The sequence below is a fragment of the Roseburia sp. AF22-2LB genome (assembly GCF_003461125.1).
In the GTDB taxonomy this organism is placed as follows: domain Bacteria; phylum Bacillota; class Clostridia; order Lachnospirales; family Lachnospiraceae; genus Roseburia_C; species Roseburia_C amylophila.
Genome location: NZ_QTWM01000001.1, coordinates 395,049 through 418,514, shown reverse-complemented (window position 1 = coordinate 418,514; position 23,466 = coordinate 395,049). Strand labels below are relative to the sequence as shown.

18 protein-coding genes are annotated in these 23,466 nt (G+C 35.3%); all 18 read right to left on the bottom strand.

What is annotated here, in order from left to right:
* Positions 1-44 precede the first annotated feature (44 nt).
* A complete protein-coding gene (locus tag DWX96_RS01845) occupies positions 45-1,910 on the bottom strand; it encodes a hypothetical protein (protein ID WP_118056479.1) in 1,866 nt (621 codons plus the stop codon).
* A gap of 185 nt (positions 1,911-2,095) precedes the next feature.
* Positions 2,096-4,348 carry a transglutaminase domain-containing protein gene (locus DWX96_RS01840; RefSeq protein WP_118056480.1) on the bottom strand — a complete coding sequence of 751 codons (2,253 nt, stop codon included), beginning with the start codon at positions 4,346-4,348 and terminating at the stop codon, positions 2,096-2,098.
* 72 nt (positions 4,349-4,420) lie between these two features.
* Positions 4,421-5,200 (bottom strand): hypothetical protein, encoded by a 780-nt coding sequence (locus tag DWX96_RS01835; protein WP_118056481.1) that lies wholly within the window; start codon positions 5,198-5,200, stop codon positions 4,421-4,423.
* Positions 5,190-6,323, bottom strand: a complete 1,134-nt coding sequence (locus DWX96_RS01830) for an AAA family ATPase (protein ID WP_242988686.1) — start codon at positions 6,321-6,323, stop codon at positions 5,190-5,192. The genes DWX96_RS01835 and DWX96_RS01830 overlap by 11 nt, the downstream gene beginning before the upstream one ends.
* Positions 6,324-6,421: 98 nt before the next feature.
* The gene (locus DWX96_RS01825) at positions 6,422-7,489 is read right to left on the bottom strand and encodes an N-acetylneuraminate synthase family protein (protein WP_118056482.1); all 1,068 of its coding nucleotides are present in this window, start codon (positions 7,487-7,489) and stop codon (positions 6,422-6,424) included.
* Between the two features lie 13 nt (positions 7,490-7,502).
* The gene (locus DWX96_RS01820) at positions 7,503-8,516 is read right to left on the bottom strand and encodes an acyltransferase family protein (protein WP_118056483.1); all 1,014 of its coding nucleotides are present in this window, start codon (positions 8,514-8,516) and stop codon (positions 7,503-7,505) included.
* A 79-nt stretch (positions 8,517-8,595) separates the two neighbouring features.
* The gene (locus DWX96_RS01815; protein WP_118056484.1) at positions 8,596-10,227 is read right to left on the bottom strand and encodes a cytidylyltransferase domain-containing protein; all 1,632 of its coding nucleotides are present in this window, start codon (positions 10,225-10,227) and stop codon (positions 8,596-8,598) included.
* Between the two features lie 37 nt (positions 10,228-10,264).
* Positions 10,265-11,980 carry a hypothetical protein gene (locus DWX96_RS01810; protein ID WP_118056485.1) on the bottom strand — a complete coding sequence of 572 codons (1,716 nt, stop codon included), beginning with the start codon at positions 11,978-11,980 and terminating at the stop codon, positions 10,265-10,267.
* A 69-nt stretch (positions 11,981-12,049) separates the two neighbouring features.
* Positions 12,050-12,703: a D-sedoheptulose-7-phosphate isomerase gene (locus DWX96_RS01805; RefSeq protein WP_118056486.1), complete on the bottom strand. Its 654-nt coding sequence runs from the start codon at positions 12,701-12,703 to the stop codon at positions 12,050-12,052.
* A 19-nt stretch (positions 12,704-12,722) separates the two neighbouring features.
* Positions 12,723-14,078: a D-glycero-beta-D-manno-heptose 1,7-bisphosphate 7-phosphatase gene (gene gmhB, locus DWX96_RS01800; RefSeq protein WP_118056487.1), complete on the bottom strand. Its 1,356-nt coding sequence runs from the start codon at positions 14,076-14,078 to the stop codon at positions 12,723-12,725.
* A 13-nt stretch (positions 14,079-14,091) separates the two neighbouring features.
* The gene (locus DWX96_RS01795; protein WP_118056488.1) at positions 14,092-14,916 is read right to left on the bottom strand and encodes an SDR family NAD(P)-dependent oxidoreductase; all 825 of its coding nucleotides are present in this window, start codon (positions 14,914-14,916) and stop codon (positions 14,092-14,094) included.
* Positions 14,913-15,875 (bottom strand): hypothetical protein, encoded by a 963-nt coding sequence (locus DWX96_RS01790; protein WP_118056489.1) that lies wholly within the window; start codon positions 15,873-15,875, stop codon positions 14,913-14,915. The genes DWX96_RS01795 and DWX96_RS01790 overlap by 4 nt, the downstream gene beginning before the upstream one ends.
* 17 nt (positions 15,876-15,892) lie before the next feature.
* Entirely contained in the window at positions 15,893-17,401 is a 1,509-nt protein-coding gene (locus tag DWX96_RS01785) for an oligosaccharide flippase family protein (protein ID WP_158561796.1), read from the bottom strand.
* Entirely contained in the window at positions 17,391-18,584 is a 1,194-nt protein-coding gene (locus DWX96_RS01780; RefSeq protein ID WP_118056491.1) for a Coenzyme F420 hydrogenase/dehydrogenase, beta subunit C-terminal domain, read from the bottom strand. Before DWX96_RS01780 ends, DWX96_RS01785 begins: the two co-directional genes overlap by 11 nt.
* A gap of 24 nt (positions 18,585-18,608) precedes the next feature.
* Positions 18,609-19,367, bottom strand: coding sequence for an acyltransferase (locus DWX96_RS14475; RefSeq protein WP_242988684.1), 759 nt, complete (start codon positions 19,365-19,367; stop codon positions 18,609-18,611).
* A complete protein-coding gene (locus DWX96_RS01770) occupies positions 19,364-20,416 on the bottom strand; it encodes a polysaccharide pyruvyl transferase family protein (RefSeq protein ID WP_118056492.1) in 1,053 nt (350 codons plus the stop codon). Before DWX96_RS01770 ends, DWX96_RS14475 begins: the two co-directional genes overlap by 4 nt.
* Positions 20,417-22,237, bottom strand: coding sequence for a hypothetical protein (locus tag DWX96_RS01765; RefSeq protein WP_118056493.1), 1,821 nt, complete (start codon positions 22,235-22,237; stop codon positions 20,417-20,419).
* Positions 22,238-22,245: 8 nt separating this feature from the next.
* Positions 22,246-23,457: a glycosyltransferase gene (locus DWX96_RS01760; protein WP_118056494.1), complete on the bottom strand. Its 1,212-nt coding sequence runs from the start codon at positions 23,455-23,457 to the stop codon at positions 22,246-22,248.
* Positions 23,458-23,466 lie beyond the last annotated feature (9 nt).

Genomic DNA, 23,466 nt, shown 5'->3' with positions numbered 1-23,466 from the left:
ACTTGTTTCTTTTTACTAACTATCTATTTTAACACTTTATCTGATTATGGCAACCACTTTTCCCATGAAAGACTGCCTGCCGGCTGGCTTGCTGCTGATGGAAAATACTGTCTGATACAGTCGGCAATAATCTGCTGTTTCTTTGGGATAGGATAGTCTGCCCTTATCATATAGTCCTTCTTATAGGCACGGAACATATAATCTGTGAATGTTTCTGCCCGGTCTTCCCTTCCATTGGTCTTGGCATAAGCAGAAATATAATATTGTTCTTCACACCCTCTGTTATAGTCCGATGTGGTATAATCATTATTTGTACTATTCACTTCTGCATCCGGTTTGATTGCTTCCGTTGCTTTTAATGGTGATTCATACTGCTGTGTAGAAGCATTCCATGATTTTGCTTCTATATAATATTCTATCAGATGCATCATTTCATGATTAAAGGTTCTATCAGACAATAAAAAGGACTGAGATGTATTTAGTGCAATAAACATCTGATCTCCATACTCCCTGCTTGTCACTCCTGCAAAAGAACCTCCACCGGCATCCAAATTATGTACCAGCTTTATGGTTACTGTAGTAATATCCTGCATGTCTGTAAAAAAACCTTTTGGATATCTTGCCATCTGTTCATCCACCATTGTAATCCATGTAAGCGTTGTCTCCGGGTCTGTCTCTCCGGAACAATAAGTATCCGTCCAATAGAAGCCTGCCGAATCTCCAGTCAGGACTGTCACGCCATAATCGTTACTGATTTTTGCAACCTTTGCTTTAATCTTATCCTCCGTTGTTGCCGGCTCTTCCGGTTCCGGATTTGGTTCTGGCTTCGGCGGTGTACCAATCTTCGTTACTGCATTTCTGCCTTCCTTTTTACCACAATCTATGTAATGAAGATAATAGCTCTTATTATCATTGCCAAATGCAGCTCTTAAATCACTGTAATTGCTCTTATACACGCCTAATACAAAATCTTTGCTTGCCTGTCTGCCCTCTGCCATTCCGCATTCCACGAAATGGCGGATTGCTGCTCTGTCGTCTCCGGCAAATGCTTTCTTTAAATCACTATATTTTGAAATATAATAATTATAGTTATATACGGCTGCATAATCTTTCCCATTATATGTTGTAACCGGATTCTGCAATGAAGTGACACCGGTTGTCTTTCTTCCTTCCCTCTTACCACAATTCATATAATGCAGATAATAGCTTTTCCAATCATTTCCAAATGCCTGTCTCAAATCTGCATACGCATTCCGGTATGATGCTACATCAAAATTCTGTGCTCCCCGGCGTCCTTCTGCCATTCCATAATTCACAAAATGTGCCAGAGTACTGATATCATCATCCGGAAATGCCCTTGCAACATCCGGATTTCTGCTGATATAGTAGTTGTAATTATATACAGACGAATAATTTACGCCATTATATACTGTAACCGGGTTCTGCAAGGTTGCAACACCGGCTGCCTTCCGTCCTTCCCTCTTACCACAATTCATATAATGCAGATAATAACTCTTTAAATCATTTCCAAATGCCTGTCGTAAATCTGCATAAGCATTCCGATAAGACCTTACATTAAATTCCGCACTTGCCTGACGGCCTTCTGACATTCCGTAATTTAAGAAATGTTGAAAAAGTGCATTTTCATCATTTCCAAATGCTATTTTTAAATCCTTATTATTCTTTGCATAATAGGACGCATCAAAAACAGGTGCATACGCACTTTTCTTCAACTGATAATTGACTTTATCCAGATTGATTTTCTGTTCTGTATCTGTCAGCCTCTCTGTACTGATTGCCAAAGTCTCACAATTTTTCTGCCCCGCATAGAAATGTTCTGCATTTCCACCCGTCCATATTGTTACCACTGCCAGCCCCAAGGCAAGCTGTCGTCTCCATGTTTTTCTCATAAGTATTTTCTCCATATTTTTCTATCTGCACAACTGTTTGTATTGTAACACGATATGAATCTACTTTAAAGAATTACTACTTGTCATTATGAAAATCTTAAGAATTTTGTCACAAAATGGAAAAAGCTGCTGCACCGCCGAATTTCATCTGCCTGTGCAACAGCCTTTCTTATCTGCATTCCAATCTATGCTGCTTTTCTTCCTTCATTTTTACCATAGTTTATATAATGGATATAATACTGTTTCAAGTCATCGCCAAATGCGGCTTTTAAGTCTCCATTTTTCTCACGGTAGGTCAACACATTAAATGCTTCACAACCACGGCGGCCTTCCTTCATTCCATAATTCACGAAGTGTGACAATACAGCCAGATCGTCATTTCCAAATGCTGCCTTGATATCCGGATTTGCGTCCACATAATAATTAAAATTATAAACTGCAGCATAATCCACTCCATTATATACTGTAACCCCGTCAATATCTGTTACTTTTCCGGTTGCCTGACGACCTTCTGCTTTACCGGAACTCATATAATGGTAATAATAACTTGCCAAATCATAACCAAATGCACTTCTCAAATCTTTATAGCGCATACGATAAGAATTCACATCAAATTTACTGCTTGCCTGACGTCCTTCTTTCATTCCATAATTCACAAAATGAGCAATCGCAGCAAGGTCATCCCCACCAACAGCTTTCTTCACATCTGTATTCTTGTTCAGATAATCACTCATATTATAAACTGCAGAATAATCTACTCCATTGTATACAGTAGTTCCCTGCATAGTTTTAGTTCCGGTTCCTTTCCGACCCTCTGCCTTGCCATTCTGTATATAATGAAGATAATAAGCTCTCCAGTTTGTACCAAACGCACTCCGTAAATCTGCATATTGATTGTAATAAGAATTCACATCAAAGTTCATATTTCCCTGACGTTTTTCATTCATGCCGCATGTCACAAAATGAGCCAGTGTACTGATATCATCATTTGGAAACGCCTTTGCAATATCTGGATACTTCTTAATATAATAGCTGTAATTATATACTGCGGAATAGTCTACTCCATTATATACAAAGACACCATCCGTAATCGCCACATCACCAGTCGCCTTACGTCCTTCTGCTTTACCATTTGATATGTAATGCAAATAATAAGAGCGTAAATTATTGCCAAATGCCATCCTTAAATCCTTATACCTGTTCTTATAAGAGATTACATTAAAGCTTGATTTTCCCTGACGTCCTTCTGCCATTCCGCAGTTAATAAAATGCATAAATGCCTGATTCTCATCTGCACCGAAAGCTGCTTTAATATCCGGGTAGGTTTTCAAATAATAATCCACATCAAATACTGACGAATAATCCACTCCCTGATAGTTATAGTCTCTATCTGTAATTACTTTGTCATTCTCACAGACCGGAACACTATAGCTGCTCCACCAGCTTTCTGCTGTATGCGACCACTTGCCATATTCATCACTGAAATTATCGGATACATTAAAACACCAATAACTATAGGCAGTTCCGGTTGTATCATCTGCATCATCATCCCAGGTACAGTCCACCACATACCATCTGCCATATAATTTTACTTTGTTCCACTCATGACTGCTGCTGGTAACGCATACCGTCTGAATACCAACTGCATTGCAAAGCATTTCAAAGGTTTCCGCATAACCGGCACATACTGCTTTACCTTCTAACAGAACTCCGGCACTGCTCTGATGATAGCTTCCCTTCTCAGAGTACCAGCAATTCTGCATAATAATGTCATGTGCTTCCTGCTCCATATCAAGAATTGTCGCTTTGCTCTTAATCGATGCTATCCATGAATCCAGCTTGTTTTTAATTCCATTCGTCTTATCCGCTCTTGCACTTCCATTTGAGCAGGTATTGTAAACGCCTAATGCCAGTTGATATTTACCATCTGAATTCACACCATAAAGCATCTCATCATTTACAAAATAGAACTGCGGATTGGACATCTGGAGAATTTTTGCTACTTCCAGTGCAGTATCCAAATCCAGACTGCCGATTGAAACAAAGCCCGAATGATAATGTCTCGTAGAATCAAAGGTCTTATAGCCGGCGCTCTTATTTCCTGTAAGGAATGACATATTCACATCATAAAGTGCCTGATAGAACTGCTTCTCTGCACCAGACATCTTACTATAATAATAGTCGGAGCCATATACTGCCCAGTAAGATGCATCTGCTACATTATACTGTGCCCTGACTATTGGTAAATCTTCTGCTTCATCCTCATCAAGTTCTCCGACATTGATGGCCTTTGGCTGCTCATAGCCACACTTCTGTGCTTCATCAGCCACCCCATTGTCTGTCTCTTCTGCCCCAACCACCATATCCGGCATCATGGTTACTGCCATAAATAATGCCAGTAACAAGGCAATTAATCTGTTTCCCACTTTTTTCTTCATTGGTGCCCTCCTTAATTTTTTATTTGTTTACACATTTATATAATCTCATGTTACTTGTTTTGATGACTTTTTTCAACACAATGCTTGCTCTAATATCTTTTCATAAAAGGTTCCCGGAAAGTATTCCAGCAAAAATAACGGAACCGAACTTAAAATTGCTATTTCCCCTTTGCTTACAAAATTTTTCTGCTGACTCTGATAAATATCCTTCTGTGACAAATATTGAAACAATTCCTTATAAGATGCAGTTTCATATTTTCCCTGAACAATACAGTTTGCTTTCTTTATTGCCTGCTGGCACAGATACTGCCAGTCTTCATATGTATACTTCCGAAAATCCTGAAACTCTTTCATATCTGAAACTATATTCTTATATTTTCCTGCTTCTTCCAAAGATACGCTGCACCTTCTGTAACAGCAGTCTTCTTTTTTATTATCCCGTATTGCTTCTACCATCGGATAATTGATATACAACTTTCCTAATTCTGTCTCGTTATCAAAGGTCTCTAACATCTCCCCCAGTACAGCAGTTCCATCCGGATCTGTTGCACTCAAATTACAATTATGTCCATCATAGTCGAAAAAGAGATATATCTCCGAGAAATCATCCCGGCTATATCCCTTTAGTTTTTCTGCTGCATCCTTATTATATTCACGAATCAGCTCTATTAAATCTGTTTCGTACTCATCTTTCTGGATTTGTTTCCACAGCATATAAATATTCTGACCTGCAGGAAATCCAACAAAAACAATATTGGCTCTGTTTAAAAAGAAAATCTTCTTCAAATTCTCAATCAATATCCGTTCTGTCTTATTCCCCTCATAGATAACTGCAATACAATTATTTTCCATCAAACGCCCCCGCCTGGTACATCTTTCTCAGATTATGTGCCTTGCGTAACTCCTTCTCCGTTGAATCTGCAAAAGAACGAATCTGTCCATCGACAATCTGCATATAGCAGTCCGGTCTTAACAAATCATTCGTCATAATTGCAGTATTGTGTGTTGTAAATAATGCCTGAGTATGTTCCATTGCCAACAACTCCCGCACTACCTGCTCTGCTAATGTATCATGATAAAATGCATCAAACTCATCAATAAATACAAAGGATGCTTCTTTCATCTGAATCAGCCAATAGTAGAACAATGCCAGTGAACTGGTTCCTCTTGATGCAATCCGAAAGAAGCTTACATCCCTTTTTCCAAACCGGCAGAATAACCGCTTGCTTCCATCACTCTCTTTTGCCACCAATTCATATTTAATTCCCACTGATGCTAGGAATTCCTGAAATTCTTTCACATAGCCTCTCTCAATAATTCCTTCTCCAATATTTTCACTTCCTACTGTAAATCCCTGGTAACTATTCTTTGCCAAAGAACTGAACATCAGCATATGCTCAACAAAATCAATAAAAGTTTCAAACGTATTATTCTCATCATTATCATCTAAAACCGTATTGCGGGCAATATATTTCACAAAGGAAATGTTTTTCTCTGCCAAATCTGTATTAAGATTCTCTGCACCTTTCAGCAGAACTTCTCCCTTATTTGCTCTATAATCAAAAAAGATGACTCTCTTTCCATCTATCTCTACATCTTCTTTCACAAGAAGCATTGTTGGGCTTTTTCTGTAACTGTACTCAAGAATATGCTCACCAAACCGAAATTTGTAATAAAATTCCACGTATCCTCGATGCTCTAAATTCGCATATGGAGAATAATCTTCACTTGCTTTTTCCTTATCTGTCAAATGAAGAATCAAGTCAAAAATGGCATAACCAAGATTTGTCTTTCCGCTGGCATTCTCACCGTAAATCAAAGCGGTCTTAACAACACCATCCTGGACAGCCTCTTCACTGAATTCATAATTGTTTGTTCTGCTTAAATCTAAAATCAATTCGTCTTTAAAATTTTTAAAATTCTTTACGTGAAATTCTAATAACATAGATTCCTCGCTTTCTCTCATTACATCCATAATAACTTACTTCTCAGTCCTTTTCAATAGCTGCCGTAAAAAAAATACGGCAACTGTCAAATTGTTACTATGATGTAGTTTATGCATTTCAGAATTTTCTATCCTAACATTTCATCCTTCAAAATCGTATCCTCTGCCACATCCACCTTCAGCGTGCATCCGATAATTTCTTCCATCCGTTCCGGAGAAATTCCAGTTCCCGGTCTCTTGAAGGTCAGCATTTCTCTTGTGATTACGGTTCCTTTTGCAATATCGCAGGTTGTTACCAACGAACGTCTCGCATTCTTTCTGGCAGTCTGCTCTGTCTCTAAGCAGCATAAATCACCTTTGCCACGAATGGTATCAATAAATTCCAGTCCAGCAAGAATCTTTCTTGCATCATCCGGATCCATAGCATGATAGTGGTCATTTCCCTTTAAGGTCTTGTCCAGGGTAAAATGCTTCTCTATCACTACTGCGCCCAGATTGTACGCTGTTTTGATTACATCTGCGCAGGCATCTGGCTTCGTATGGTCTGAATATCCGATAATCAGATCCTTATACTTTTCTTTCAGGCTTGCTATCTTATTTAAGTTGGCATGCTCATACGGAGTCGGATATTCCAGTACGCAATGCAGGATGCAAAGCGGTTGGTTATTTACCTTACGGACTGTTGCTATCATGCGGTCAATCTCATCCTCATTGGCTGCGCCTACAGAAATAAGCATTGGTTTATTTTTCTTTGCCTGATATTCCACAAACGGAAGGTTGTTCATATCTGATGAAGATATTTTATAGACATCCATCATCTTATCGAGATAATCTGCAGATTCGATGTCAAATGCAGTGGATAAAAATTCAATGCCGATTTCGTCGCTGTAATCCTTCAGCTCCTGATATTCTTTTTCGCCAAACTGGTCAAATTTCTGAAATAACTCATGCTGGGATGTTGTTGTCTCTTCCGTGGTATCCCAGTAAGAAGGAGAATCCTTTGCTGCCAGCGTATCAGCTTTATAGGTCTGGAATTTTACTGCATGGATTCCGGCATCCTTGGCTTTCTTGATCATTAACTTCGCAGCTTCCATATTGGAAATGTTCATTTTCTTTGCAATGTCATAATAATTTACACCAATCTCTGCAATCAGTACTGCTTTATGTGTCAGAGCACGTTCTATAATTTTACTCATATTCATTTCTCCTTTACTTCTCTGACTTTTTATATTCTGTCAGTTTCTTTGCCAATGTGATGCATGGCTTTTCCACGCCCCAATGGAGAATTGCCGCCAGTAAAATACTTGTAACCAATACAATAATCACTTTTTTCGTCCATCCCATTTCCGTAGTATTTAACCGCATTAAGATTGGGAAATGAATGAGGTACAGCGGAAAGCTGATTTCTCCAATCCATTGCAGGATGCGGCTCTTATTAAGCCATGCTTTCCATATTTTTCCTTTTACGATTCCAAGAATAATAAGGCACCACAATCCCCCCATCAGCAGATATTTATTCTGCAGATAAGCAGATGGCTCGATTCCCCACAGTTTCTGCCGGAACCATGGTGTAAAGGAAAATAATATTACTGCCAACACCAGTACAATTACATCTGCTCCTACGCTGTTTTCCTTCCAGTTATTCCAGAAGTCCCAGATAATTGCAAGAAGCATTCCCATTAAAAATACCGGAACATACCACCGCAACTGCGTGGAATTTTCTGTGTATGTGGTAAACGGAAATACTACTGACAGTGCAATGCCAATTCCTGCGATTATTGCAAACAGCCATTTTTTATTCCTTATCATCTGCTGCAACAGCCAGAACAGCGGTGCAATCAGGAAAAATTTCATAATAACCGGCATATACCAGAAATGCCCAAATCCATCTATCAGCAACAAATGCCGCACCAGTTCCTTTCCATCCGGAATAAATCCCAGTCCCATGGAAATCAACAGAACTGCCAGATATGGTATCATAATCCGGATGATTTTCTTGCCATAATAGCCCATAAGATTCCGCCCCTTCAAAGCCTGCTGCCTCTGGCAGAGCGGATACAGAAACCAGAATCCACTGAAAATCATAAACAGCCAGACACCTATTTTGCCACAGCCGTTAAAATACATTCCATAATTTGTCGAGCTTGCGCCAAGATGTGCCGCCAGTACGAAGAGGCAGCCTATTCCACGCAGGCTCGAAAGCCATGCTATGTTCTTCTGCATATTTGTTCTCCAATTAGTCTCACTTTGGTCTCAATGGTCTCATTTTTAGTCTCAATGGTCTCACTCTTGCTACCAAAATCTATTCTTCGTCCTCCAAAATCAATCCAATTACCCTCTTAATACCGGACTTCAGGTCATGACGCATCATCAGGCTTTGCATTTCCTTTCGAATCTGCGGTGTCTCAACCAGCCAGCGAAAGGTTGTCTCAATGGTTTCATCTGCCACGTTGATTCCAAGTCCAAGATTTAAGAAACCGTTGTTCATCTGTGCAAAGGTGTGCTTCATCTCACGCTCATTCTGAGCCATAACCACTGCAGGTACGCCCATGGTGGCAAGCTCATAGACGGTTCTGCCCTGAGAAGTAAATGCCAGGTCTGCCTTGCCAAAAAGGTCGCTGATGTGTTTTAAATTCTGCTCTACATAGATGCCTGCTGTCTCATCTGTCTCAATCTGATTTGCTTTCTGGTCATACCCTACGCCCAGTGCAAAATGGAATTTAATCTCCGGATAATCCTTATGGATCCGCTTTGCCATCTCATAGATTCTCTTGGTAAAGTTCGAAGGGTCTGTTCCACCGAAGATAACCACTATATTCTGCACCTGTTCATGAAATACGGATGGTGTGGCACAGAAAAATTCATCCCGAAGACATACATAATTGGATCCCCAGTAATAATTATCTCCTCTGGTATGATCTTCATACAGAGCATTAATCACTGCATCCGCATAATCGGCTCCCTCACCAAGATCTTCTATCGTTACGACACGTTTTACATATTTCTTTAATTCTTTGATATAATCTGCTTTGGTATTCAGGCAGTCATTTACTACTACATCCGGCTTCCATTCCTGCACGAATTCCAAGAATTCTTCGTCACTCTTAATGGTATGTACCGGCATATTTGCTTCCTGCAGTTTCTTCAGTCCCGGCTCATGCTGCTCTTTTGTTACAAAGAGAAGCTCCTGTCCGGTCAGATTATATGCCAGTGTCAGGCAGTGATAAATATGTCCCATTCCTAGCTCTTTGTATCCGTCTGCCCGAAGAATAATCCGTTTCTTTTTTAGTTCATGCTCACACAATACCCAGTCGGAAGCTGCATCAATATCCACCGCCTCACGCTCCGGCATCTCATAGACAGAAACCTTCTTTCCAATACGGCTGTTTACCTCCATACATTCTCTTCTTGTAATCAGAAATGCACCTGTCTCAAGATAGTTCGGCGGTAACTGCTGACGGTTCAGACGTTTCTCATAATTCGGTACATAGCAGCCATCCTTCTTCGTCCATGATAAATGCGGCTTATTTACCACACTGATATAAGTATCATCGGAAGAAGCCAAAAAGCTTTCCAAAGCCTTGTCCAAGGTATCAGAAGAAAGTAACGGTGATGTTACCTGTAAGGTAATTACCACATCATACTGAATCCCTTTCTTCTTTTCCATGGTGCAGACTGCATCATAGATAACCGGGTCTAATGTCACGGCATCCTTTGCCAGTTCACTATCTCTGGTCATGGTCTCTACACCATAAGAAGAAGCTATTTTCAAAATCTCTTCATCATCAGATGAAACTACAACATCATCAATGCTTGGACAATTCTTTGCATTATGAATTGCATAATAAATAAGTGGTTTTCCATTCATCAAACGGACATTTTTCCGTGGTATTCCTTTTGAGCCGCCACGAGCCGGTATTACTGCCAAGACCATTATCTTATCCTCTCTGTTGTTATTGTTATACTTCTGATTATTGTTCAATCGCTGGGATTAAATAGTCACTTCCTATTATAATATTTGGGTCTTCCTGTTCAAATGTCCCATATATATGAAAATTAATCCTTTCATTTTCCTTATATTTTTTCAACTTTACATTAACTTGAAACTGTCCATCTCCATGATCCACAAAATTATACCATATTGGCTCCTCATTACCTTTCCAGACTGCCACAGATAGGTCATGATACCCTTCCGTTACATTTGAGACTGTTACTTCTGCCATGTGTGTTTTCTGCTTATAGTCTATATTCAATTGAGCATCACATTCTTTCTTCGAATATTTTCCTCCCATATTTTGATAATTTTCCGCTAAACTTTCATCGTTAAAGCAAACAATAAATTGATTGTCTTCTAACACAACATATTTATGTATAATATATTTTTCTGGAATAGCGGCATCAAATATAATCACTCCACTTTCCGTTATATTATCGCAGGTTGTTGAATTAAATGTTATATCTCCATCTTTTAACATCTTTATCATATGAGAATCTTCTCCCACATAAAACATGTCAACATCCACTTTTTCATTGATATCATAGCAAGTATTAATTACTTCATCATATTCTTTCATTGGTGTTATATATTTATAATCAAACAACACCTGACCACATATTATCAATATAATGCATAAAATAATTAAATAACATTCCTTCTTTTTAAATATCTTTCCCAAAAGAATCCCGATGCCAACATTTATGAAAGGGATAATATAATAACCATTTACAACCAAAAAAGCAACCGCACAAATCGCCAAAACTGTAGCAATTATCCAACTCCATTTCTTATTCTTTATAAACTTGAAACAGCAATACCAAATTGCAAACGCTGAACAATATATAAGAGACATTTTCAAACTGTAATTTTTACAATTAATATATGGCAAGCAAACCGTAATTACTGCTATAAACAGATTGACTGTTCTGCCTAGGTCACTGCATATCTTGTCATATAAAAAATACACAATTACAATTTGTAGTATCATCATCAATGATAATATAAATATTCTCGAAATATCTTTATTAATGACAAAAGAATTATACGTATGTAATCCCAATAATAACCCAATAAGTATTACTCCAACATATGTCATCCTCTTCTGCCAAAGTGTTTCCTCATTAAAATTCACACTATTATAATTTGTCATTCTTTCAATTGCCGGTAATTTTGCCATCCATGTAAATATCTTGTCTGAATATATATACATCAATACTGATATTACTGTCAAAATATCTACTGCCAGCGAGCTATTCAGCATTTTTGCACCATGTCTATATTCGCAATCATACATTATATCAATAACGCTAATGATTTCCATGCCAAAACATGCCACCATAAATGTAAACGAAAAATCAAATTTTCTTCTTTTTTCATTGGATATATAAAGCCAAAATAGCAATGAAACAGCAAATAATATTGCCAATATTTTTACATTACATACACAGGCTGTTATCGTCCATATACATCCTCTTATTATTTTATTTTCTGCATAATTTATTTTATATGTATCAAGTGCATACATTACATAATCTACAATTACAATAGCTGACATTAGATACATTAACAGGTCCAGTGAAACACATATATATATATTTCTATATACTAATGAACTGACAAAGTATACTGATACAAGAACAGACAATATTTTTACAATAAAGTCTGCACTATTCACAACTTTTTCCCTCATGTCATATTTCCTTCCTTACAAACTTACTTTTTAATTTCGTACTTGAACCCTTTTTTATAACAAACATAACTATCCAAAAAAATGTTCCTCCAACATCAAGCACCAGCAATGGTATACCGGTAAATGCAGTTCTTGAATCATATAGGTTTCTGTCTCTGGAACTTTTACTACCACATCCGAAACACTTGCAAGTTCTCCACCTTTTGCCCCCGTAAGTCCAACAATCTTAATTCCCAATGCTCTTGCAACAACAGTTGCACTTATAATATTTTTACTATTCCCTGATGTAGAAATTCCAAGAAAAACATCCCCTTCTCTTCCATATCCGAATAATTGCTGTGCAAATACACCAAGTCCATCCACATCATTAATATACGCAGTAGTAAGTGCTTCATGTGCAACAAGTGGAATAGCCATCAGACCACATTCCAGATTTTCAGCTAAAGATGGTCCTCTCTCCGAATCCACCTCACAAAGTTTCTTGGCAAATTCTGCTGATACTTTTCGCGGAGTTTTAAAACGTTTCATAAGCTCTCCCGCAATATGTTCTGAATCAGCAGCCGAGCCACCATTGCCTGCAATCAAAAGCTTATGGTTATTTTCATAAGCCTCCTCCATAACTAAATAACCATCTATTATATCCTGCCTGCACAACTCTAAAACAGGATATCGCTGTATTAACAAATCAATATGTTTCCCTAATTTTTTTTCTAAATGTCTCATATTTCTCCTTCATAAAATTCTAATTAAGAATTTCCGTAATTACCTCAAGCAAAGATTCACCTGTTATATCAGCTTCTATCAGCTTATTTTCACGTTTTATATATCCAGTCTTACACCTAGCATTTTTTCCAGCCAATACATCATTTTCTCCATCACCAATCATCCATGATTTTGACAAATCAACATTAAAATCAGTTGCTGCCTTCCACAACATCCCAGGTTTTGGTTTTCTGCAATCACATTCAAACTTCAACTCTGGTATTTCACCATCATATCCCTTGTCTGGATGATGTGGGCAATAGTAAATTGCATCTATATATGCACCTTTCTCTCCTAAAAGTGTTTCCATCTTATTATGAATCTCTTCCAGTTCTCCATAAGACACTTCGCCTCGTGCAATTACCGGTTGATTAGTCACTACAATAGTCAGATAACCTGATGCATTAATTTTTTTGATTGCTTCTATCACGCCTGGTAACAATTCAAATTCATCAATATTTCTCAAAAATCCTACATATTTATTTATTGTACCATCCCGATCCAAAAAAATAGCCTTCTGTTTATTTGACAAATTTTTTGCCTGAACAATTCCTTTTTCATAATCTTTGCATACACCATAATACCTTTCTGGTGTCCCCATATCTTTTACATATTCCGGACTATCGTATACATACATCTTTCCTGTTCCAGATAATGGTTTCAAAATCTGACGATCAAGGTCAATTTTTCCAATAGGTACGATTGCCGTCTTATCACTATGCACCCCTGCATCTGAGACAACCATCTTCTCATCATCTGCCAATAATTTCAAATATTCATCAATAACCCTATTCGCAATAACATGTAAACCCGCATTCACTCTATTCTGATACCACCTAGGTCTCTTATCCTCTTTTGCCAACCATTTGTCCACCTGTTCGTTGCGATTAACAATAATAAGTCCACTATCATAAGGATGTGCATTCGGATGAGTAAATAAAGTCACTTCAGCCTTCTTTTCTCTGTGAAATGTTACCATTCTATTAAAATCAACGTCAAATATAGCATCTGCATTTAATAGTAAAAACGAATCATCTCCAGATTCTTCTATTTCCTGTCTCAACCGGAATAATGCCCCAGCATTGCCCAGCGGCTCTTTTTCAAAGTAATAATTAATATGCACTCCTAACTGACTTCCATCCTTGAAGTAATCCATAATTACTTCTCCCATATGACTCACAGTAAGGATAATATCTGTAAATCCCTGATTTCTAAGACAGACTATTTCTCTCTCCAATACCGGCACTCCACATATTGGAATCATTGGTTTTGGTATATCTTGGGCAATAGCTGAAATACGAGTTCCTCTACCACCTGCCATTATGATTGCTAACATTTATTCTTTTCTCCTAATAAATATTTCCACTTGGTATAACAATAGTATTACCTTCGTTAGCATAAATCACTTGTCCATTAATGCATGAACTTAAAGGTGCTACTAAAAACAATGCTAACTCCGCAATTTCTTCACATGTAATTAATCTTCCACCTAATGCAGGAAATGATAATTCGTCACCTGTTGTCCTTCCCGCAATCTTTGTAGCAACTCCACCTGGGGCAATTGCATTCGAACGAATTCCATATTTCCCTAATTCTACCGCAAGCCCCTCTGTATATTGCATAATTATATTTTTCGAAAAACCATATGGATTTGTGCCTGCTACTTTTCCTGTCTCAGACGAAATATTTAATATAACCCCTTTGATTTTTTCTTCTATAAAATAATTAGCCACTCTGTTTGTAGCGAAATATGGTCCTCTGATATTGGTCGACATTATCTCATCCCAATCCCGTAACCTGCATGAACTGTAATTAACATCCCTATATATTCCGGCATTATTAATCCAAATATCAACTTGTCCCAATTCATTAAGTACGTGTTTAAATTTTTCTTCTATAACTGTGCAATCGGATATATCCCAATCTAAAACGCTGACTTTATCTCTATCCACTGTATCTGCAAAGTCATGTAATTTTACCTCATCTCTCCCTGTTATCAAAACTCTTGCCCCTTGACTAATACACTTGCGGGCAATAGCTGCTCCAATCCCCTCAGAACCACCAGTAATAACCACGCATTTATCTCTTAGCAAATTTCCACTTTGAGTAGTTGAAATATTTACATAAACCTTTTTACCAAACAATTTTTTTAAAGTACGGCTAATTTTATTCATGGCTGGTCTCCTTTCCAATATCCATTTTTATATAAATCATTCTCTAATTTTTCCATAAAAACTCGTCTTCCAGTCTCAGATAACCAATCAACTCCATTCCAAAACAAATTATTATCATCTTGAAATGTATTATCCAGTCTATAATCTAAATGTAGAATATTATTTTTTTCTGCTATATCCTGGAAATTCGAATAGTAAAAATTGTGTAAAAATTTTTCAGAAAACATTTCATTCATCTGCCGTGCCATAGGGCCAGTCACAAAAACAAGTTTCCATCCCTGTGCTTTACATTTATCCACCAATCTTTCTAGTAACTTTCGATTATATTCAAAGCATGGTATTAAATGAGTTGTATCTGCATCTGTCAAATTCTCTAATTGAAACTGTTTCTTCCAGACATCACAATGTTCCTGTGCTATTTTTTTCAATCTGTCTTCAGATACAACACATTTTTGATATGACCATTCTGAGTCAATTTTTCTATTTACAATACTATATATTGCTTTTTTCCCTGCATACAAAATTGGATATTTTACCGCAATTATATACTTGAGAAGCGAATATTTTTCTATTCTATCTTTGGGCAGCTCATAATAATACTTTGCAATTTGATTCAATGATGTATAATTTTTTAAAGCAAATAAACAAATAGGAAAAAAAGCAACCACAATTGTATCTCGTGGAATATGCTTCGAATAATTTTCCAGTAACTGAATATCATAATATAAAGATTGTGGTGCACGGGCCAGACTAACTCCCTCATTTTTAAAGTACTGAAATGCAAATCTGGCATGTACACTTCCCAAATTAACCATTTTGATTTTGTCGGACCAATATATTTTTCTCACAGGACGATTCTCAAATTCAACTAAATTTTGATAATAAAACGAATTCTTATATCTATAATTCAATAACATGAATACCATTATTATCAAACATAATATTCCTAAAACTATCATTTATTTACTTCCTTCATCTATATGGATTTTAATGCCTTTTTTTCCTCATCAGAACTTACCATATAAGCAAGTGCTATATATAACACTGTATAAATTATTCCCCATATAATCATTTCAAACTTATTTGTAATACCAATTCTATTAGAAATAGCATATAATACTATGCTCATACATACCATTGAAGCAACAATTGGCACAATATTTTGGAAATATCTTTTTACATCCAAGCCAATCGTTTTCTTGAGATATGGGACTATAAATACACACATTCCTATAACATACGCTGCTGTTGTAGAATAGGCTGCGCCTTTTATTCCTAATGGTTTAACTAATACATATGTTGTCACAACATTAGCCAAAAATATCACAAACTCACACACCAAAAAATATGTCTGTTTATTTATAGCTCTTAAAATCAAGTGTCCGCTTCCCATTAATGAGCTAAATAATGTTCCTACCATCACTATCATGCTAGTAGTCCATGCCAATTCATACCTAGAATCAAGCCAGATATCTGTTACAAAAAACTTCCCTACCACTAAATATCCACCCAGTATATAGAACGCAATAAATGCTTGTAACCGGCTTATCTTTATCATCACTTCTGTAGATTTTTCTTTCGGGTTGTTCTCACTAAATTTCATAACTATCTTTGGAAATATCATTGTACTAACAATTTGTGTCATACTGTTAAAAGCTGCTGAAATAATGGCTCCTGATGAAAAAATAGAAACCATTGATGCATTTAAGCGCATACCAATTATTATCGAATCGGTATTCCATATCAGCTGTTCAATAATAAGATTTAAAAAAAACAATAGTGAATACGAAAAGAATTTTTTAGGTGAAATAGGCATCCTTTTATTTAGATTGCAGAAACCAATTTTCATTTTTCCTTTACAAATCGCATATAAAAAGTTTGCACCAAATGTAAATATTGAAACATACAAATCTATATACGCTATAAGTGTAGCCGACTTTCCTTTGTTTATCAACGAAAAAATCAATGCTACCCTCAACAGATATTTCAACAAATCCACTGTTTTTACATATGTATATTTCTCATATACAAACAGATAAGACATATATAAATCTGTTAGAATTGAAAAAACAGCGCTAATTAACAATATAATAAAAATATTTCTGGCAAGCTGCAAATCTCTCGTTGATAAGCTGGTAGAAAAAAAATTAGGGATAAAACGGAATATCAGACATCCAACTAAAACAGCAAATAATCCCGCCCCAAAATTCAATGCTGTTGAAAATGAAACTAATGCTTTTGCTGTATCTCCTTTATCTTCACCCTTCGCTCTTAATTCTGACAAAAAACGTATCAATGTGTTTCCTACGCCAAAATTTAAAATAATCAAATATGCCGCTAACGACACTATAATTTTATATATTCCATAATCATTATCGCCAAATATTTTTATCAAATAGGGTGTTACAACAACTGTACTGATCATTTGCACAAAAACTGTAGCATAGTTAATGACTGTTCCATATACTATCTGTTTATTCTTCATTTTTTCCACAACCTTTATAGCCATTAATTTTATTTGCCAATACCGTTGGTAAGTAATATTTTACCTTTTGCTTCCATGACAAGGTTTTCTTAATTGCTCTTTTTAAGCCTTCTTTCTTATAAGTATCCAAGAAAATTTTATCCGATTCATCTCTTACCCTTGGTTCGGTCAAACGCTTATTATGTCTTTCAACCTTTGAATATTCTACTTTTTCCAGATAAACCTGCTCTTTAACAAGATTTAGCAATGTCTTTCCCTTAACTGTATTTATACATAAAATTGATGTTCCTTTAGCGTTATAGTATGGTTCTTGCGGCGATACCCCATGATAATCTCCTAATGTAATATCTGAATACCTATTTTTTCCTCGTACATTACAAGAAAAACATGACTCCCGTTGCATATAATGAACCGCTATCCCCAAATCAGTTTCATAAAATACCCTGACATATCTCTTCTCATTATCAAATCTAATATCACTCCATTGAGGTATCCAATTTGTTCCTGCAGGCAATCTTAAATTAATAGATTTTACAGAAGACTTGTATTTTTTTTCTAAATTTTCTATATAGTTTTCTAGAACTGAAGGTGCCGTTGGTCCCTGACACACAAGATCAATCTTATACAAAATGTCATATTCTTTTCCCAAAAATGTTGATAAAGCTGCAACTTCACAAGGACATCCCACAAATAATACAGGAGTCTCTCTTTCTAAACATTCTTTTATTCTTTTATATATCAGGTTCTTCCTGCTTTGCACATACTTCGAGCGTTGCATCCTTTCTAGAAGTTCTTCTCCGCCCAATTCATGATGAACTCCCTTAAAATCTTCATCCCAAATAACGGCACATACCTTTCCATTGGGATACATTTTCATGAATTCATCTGCAAAAATTCTAAATAACCCACCTGAAGAACTACTATATACTATCTGTTTCTTTTTTGAGTATCCTGCATAAGTTTCAATTTCATCTATGTTATTCTCCTGCTTATCTTTTGCCCTATGGCATACACTAGTACATTTTCCACATGCAATACATTTCTTATAATTTGTATATGGATAGAAAAAACCACTTTCATCTTTTCGCATCTCCATAGCTCCAACAGGGCATATATTCGCACATGCTTCACATCCAGTGCATTCTATTTTTTTTATATAATTAAAAGTAAATGCTTCTTCCAAAATACACCTTCCTTATGATTATGCTTAATTAAAATGCCAATGCGGTTTTCCTGACAAAACATATGTCAAATTTCTTGTCCTATCAGATATTTTTTTTGCCGGTACTCCTCCGTATATGCCATATGGTTCACAGTTTTTACAGACTAATGCCTTTGCTGCTATTACAGCGCCTTCTCCTATTTTTACCCCTGGCAATATGGTAGAATCCGAACACACCCACGCCCGTTCACCAATTACAACTTCACCTCTATGTTCAGGTGTAACTGCAAAGCTTGGGCTATTGACATCATGCTCTTGCGTCCAAATATGTACATTCATGCCTAAAACAACATTGTCTTCTATTATAATTCCTGATCTTCCATCAATTATGCAGTTGCCCGCAATTATGCAATTTCCCATGTGCACATTCCACGGAGAACGAATCTCACAGCCTGCACTTATAACAGTTTTTTTGTCTATATCCATGCAAAAAACTCTTTTATATAATATCTTTCTAATTCTATTACTCGGATATTTACTCATGCGCATCTGACAATACCGCATCCATCCATAAAAATAATGATCCGCATTTTTATAAAAAGTTTTTAATGCATTCACAAGTTTTCTTTCTTTCAAAGAAGACTTGCTATTTTTTATTTCTTCTGTTTTTTGATTAGAATTTTTAGTTTTTTGTTTTACCATGCTATCTATTTTTCGTTCTATTCTGCAATAAACCGATAAAAACAAAATGTTTAATAGATATATTAACAAAACAACTATTATTATCTTTAATATTATATTCATAAATTTTCCAATGCCTCACTTAAATACTTTTCAGATTCAATTTTTCTTTTTTTTATGTTTTCATTTATTATTGAATAATCAAGAGTCTCAGTGTGTAAATATCTATCAATACTGCCTTTTTTATAATAACTCATTTGTATTCCTAAAAATTCCAGTAATCCATTATTCTTATTTAATTTGTCTTCTCTCGATATTAAAACAACTTTCTTTTTATTTTTCAAAGCAAAAACTAAGCCATGGTACGAATCCGTAATAACAACTTCACAATTACGAAAACACGTTATCCACTCTTGCTCGGTTGCTGCTGGCAAATTAATATTTGCCCATCTATATTCTCTTGCAAGAGAAACAATTTCATATTCATGTTTATTTGCATAATCAATTATTTCGTCTGCATAATCAGCGATTGAATCAAATGAATATAATACAATACTTTTTTCCCCTAGCTTTGTTTTACATGTAATTTCATTAAATTCCCATAAAAATGTAGGATCCAATACAACAGTAACTTCTTGATGTTCATTATTTTCAATAAATTTTTTTGTAACTACATCTCTAGCGGAATAATTTTTAAATTTTTGAAACCACGTTATCTGTTCATCTGATAACACATAATCAACTGATAAAGCTCCTGTACTTGGAGCATAATAAATCAATGCAGTTTTATCTATATCTTTTCCTATATATATGTCATCATAAAAAGGATGTTTGCAATTTAAAATCTCATCGCTGCCTGCTATCACTAAATCTAAATCCAAACCATCTACTTCTTTTCCGTCTTTCACCTCTATTTGATTAGGAATATTTTTTATCCAATTATTAAATGCTTTCATTCTTTTTATTGATTGCATAATATGCTTTGGATGCCTCTGCCAATTTGGTTCTACCCTCAATGCAATTTTTATATTTTTTACAAAATAATATTTGGGTTTAAACATTAATACTGTAATATTGTGTCCTTTTTCCTTCAAATAATTTGTCATCGCATACAGTTGTGCCTGTGCACCATAATTCAATCCACCTGCATATGTTAAAATTCCTATATTCATTTATCCTTCCTCTATCTGTGCTATTATCATATTTATATCTTTATATACCTTATATGTATCTGTATAAAGATATTCATTTGTATCTAATTTAACGCAATATAACTTTTTATCCAAAAAAGTAGTTAAATCTTCGTTAGAAAATACTATTTTTACTTCATTATCATCCTCATAGTTCTCTTCATATCGCTTAACTTGTATTTCCGGAATAATTAATTGTATATAGTATTCTAATTTATATACTTTATTTGAATGTACATAAATCTTGCCGAAATTATCCAAATATGTTCTTAATGTTTCATTTTCGCTATATGCCACAAATTTGTCAGTATATTCTTGTGTTGTTTCAGAAATATTTCCCCTGAAAAATATACACTGATACAACTGTTGATAAAAAAGCAAGCTGACTATTAATGTAAAATAAATATAAATACTGTTCGATTTTTTACAAACCATTATCAAAATAATACTTATCAGCAAGCTTATCTTAAATGCTAAAGAATAAGAAATTACTTTGCCCATTGAAAATGCTTCAAAGAATTTTCCAACATCAAATTCTTCCATTCCATTTATATCAAAAGTTCTTAAAAATACCACTCTAAATAATAAATATAAAATTAATGCAAGCAATATAGCTTTTGTAAGTAATTTTTTTGTGTCATTTTCTTTCATGTATACATATAAAGATATAACCATTGGCGGTAAAAAATTAATATAATACCTTAAATAGAAAAAAAATCTTCCATCATTGTAAACATCACCTTGCATTAAATTTATTCCATGCCAGCAATTTATAACTCCCATTGCCAAAATACTAACGCCCAGACCGATCATGCAAAACATACTAACAATATTCGCCATTTCCTCTGTGTTTTTTCTTTTTTTCAAGAAAAAGAAAAAACATACAATTGAAGCTGCAAAACCAAAACCAGTAAAAATTAAGATTGCATATGCATTAGTAGCGGATACGGTTAATATTCCTTTTAAAGTATCTCGTATTCCAAACGTTTTAATCGTCAGAATAAAATTTTTTACTAATCCCACATTACCACTCTGACCGATTGCTGCCGAAGCCAATTCATTAAGAGCTTGTTCATTTCTATACAGTTGCATTCCAACATATCGGTTAATTTTCCATGCAATAAGCAGAAAAGCACTACCAATAATAATTGCTCGATAATCAAGAAAACTTTTCTTCTTTTTTAAAGACAAAAAAAATACAACCACCAAGATTGAAGGTAAATAAATCAATGTCCTTGCATGGCAGATACAACAATATGAAAATACGCCTATCAATATAAGAGAATATTTTAAATTGCTTCCATATTTATAAATTTTTAGGATAAAATAAATAAATAACCATGTGCTAAGTGTTAATATGGCTTCGTTACAGAAAATATCAGCAGTAGCATTTGAAAAAAAAGAACCCGCTAATGAAACCACAGCTATTTCAAGTTCATTATCATATTCAAAAATTTTTTTCAAGATTAACCAACAAACGACCGACTGTAACGCCAGTATGAAAGCCAATACAGTTCTTGCAAGATTATATATAATTTTCCCATTTGTTATAAAATAAAATAATGGTGCTAAATACCAGGCACTGCCGCATCCATATTTTGTGCCAAATTTTGTAACTAAATAGCTCCAGTCATATCCTGCCAGTTTTGCGGCTGATGCTAAAGAAAGCACCTCATCTGGTCCTGATGTTGGAGTCTTAACAATAAAAATCGGAATTAAATGTAATAAAAAGCTCAGAATTAATACCATTAAAACTCCACTATATTTTTTTTCTTTAACTTTTAAGCCATTTATTATCTTCATCCTCTCTCCTACAAACCTAAGATTTGTTCTATGAATTTTTTTGCATCATTATCATAATTAAATTTACTAATTATTTTCTGTTTTGCATTGCACCCAATGTAACTTGCATCTTCTCTTTTTTTACATATTCTATTAATAGTATCTATATAATCTTGAGGTTTTTCACAATGGTAATAGTCAACTTGATCAATCATTGGAATTCCCTCTATACCAATATCATTAGTCAATACGGGGAGTCCCAAACTCATTGCTTCTAATATTTTCACCTTTATTCCCGCTCCCATAACCAATGGTGCCACCAGGCACATGGATTGCGCTAGTTCTTTACCTACATCCTCAACAAATCCTTTGATTACGACCCGGTCACCAGCATATGATAATAGTTTAGCCTTTGGTCCGCTTCCAACAATAACAAATTTAATTTCTTTGTCTTCAATTCCAGGCAAAACATTCTTTATAAACCATACGCAGCTTTTCCAATTTTCCTCCCGTGCCATTGCTCCATAAAAAACTACTTCGTTACTACCGTTATTGCATAATTTTCTGTCAGACAAATTTTGGTAAAAAACAGACCATACCATGCTCTTTCCCACATATCCATCGCCACAAGATAATTTATAATCTTTTTCATTATTAAAAACCACAAGATTACATTGATTTAAATACCGTATTTCTAATTTTTTTACTCGTCTAGCTTTGCATGCAAAAAATGCCTTCTGAAACACATTTTTATAGAAATCACGTTTCCGCTGCATTCCCAGATAAGAAACATCTTCTTCTATAGCAACAAATTTCGCGTTTACCCATTTTTTTTTGAAAATCGGCAAAAAGAATAGTATTTCTGTCCATTGCATTATTATTATATCCGGTTCATAATTTTCGTTCTCCAATTCCCGGAGCATTCTTCGCATTCCAATTCTATAATCAATTGTTGTCAATCCCGCATATTTATTGCAAATTTCCAGTTTCGATATCCATGCCAATCCTCTTTTTAATTCATTAACAATTCCACCTCTAGGTCTGACATACATATTATAATTTATTCCATACAAATCCAAATCTATTTTACCTATCTCATCTGGTTTGCAGAAAGTAGCTAACCTTAAGTTAATGTTTTTTTCTTTTGCCATCTGTTTTAAGTACCAATTTTGTGTTTTACCGCTTGCATGTGATACCGAATCATATGGAACCATTAGCGAAACCCATAAGACTTTTTTCATACTTACACT

Coding starts and splice junctions, on each gene's coding strand:
- DWX96_RS01845 (WP_118056479.1), bottom strand. CDS start 1,910: ATGAGAAAAACATGGAGACGACAGCTTGCCTTGGGGCTGGCAGTGGTA.
- DWX96_RS01840 (WP_118056480.1), bottom strand. CDS start 4,348: ATGAAGAAAAAAGTGGGAAACAGATTAATTGCCTTGTTACTGGCATTA.
- DWX96_RS01835 (WP_118056481.1), bottom strand. CDS start 5,200: ATGGAAAATAATTGTATTGCAGTTATCTATGAGGGGAATAAGACAGAA.
- DWX96_RS01830 (WP_242988686.1), bottom strand. CDS start 6,323: ATGGATGTAATGAGAGAAAGCGAGGAATCTATGTTATTAGAATTTCAC.
- DWX96_RS01825 (WP_118056482.1), bottom strand. CDS start 7,489: ATGAGTAAAATTATAGAACGTGCTCTGACACATAAAGCAGTACTGATT.
- DWX96_RS01820 (WP_118056483.1), bottom strand. CDS start 8,516: ATGCAGAAGAACATAGCATGGCTTTCGAGCCTGCGTGGAATAGGCTGC.
- DWX96_RS01815 (WP_118056484.1), bottom strand. CDS start 10,227: ATGGTCTTGGCAGTAATACCGGCTCGTGGCGGCTCAAAAGGAATACCA.
- DWX96_RS01810 (WP_118056485.1), bottom strand. CDS start 11,980: ATGAGGGAAAAAGTTGTGAATAGTGCAGACTTTATTGTAAAAATATTG.
- DWX96_RS01805 (WP_118056486.1), bottom strand. CDS start 12,703: ATGAGACATTTAGAAAAAAAATTAGGGAAACATATTGATTTGTTAATA.
- gmhB (WP_118056487.1), bottom strand. CDS start 14,078: ATGTTAGCAATCATAATGGCAGGTGGTAGAGGAACTCGTATTTCAGCT.
- DWX96_RS01795 (WP_118056488.1), bottom strand. CDS start 14,916: ATGAATAAAATTAGCCGTACTTTAAAAAAATTGTTTGGTAAAAAGGTT.
- DWX96_RS01790 (WP_118056489.1), bottom strand. CDS start 15,875: ATGATAGTTTTAGGAATATTATGTTTGATAATAATGGTATTCATGTTA.
- DWX96_RS01785 (WP_158561796.1), bottom strand. CDS start 17,401: ATGAAGAATAAACAGATAGTATATGGAACAGTCATTAACTATGCTACA.
- DWX96_RS14475 (WP_242988684.1), bottom strand. CDS start 19,367: ATGAATATAATATTAAAGATAATAATAGTTGTTTTGTTAATATATCTA.
- DWX96_RS01770 (WP_118056492.1), bottom strand. CDS start 20,416: ATGAATATAGGAATTTTAACATATGCAGGTGGATTGAATTATGGTGCA.
- DWX96_RS01765 (WP_118056493.1), bottom strand. CDS start 22,237: ATGAAGATAATAAATGGCTTAAAAGTTAAAGAAAAAAAATATAGTGGA.
- DWX96_RS01760 (WP_118056494.1), bottom strand. CDS start 23,457: ATGAAAAAAGTCTTATGGGTTTCGCTAATGGTTCCATATGATTCGGTA.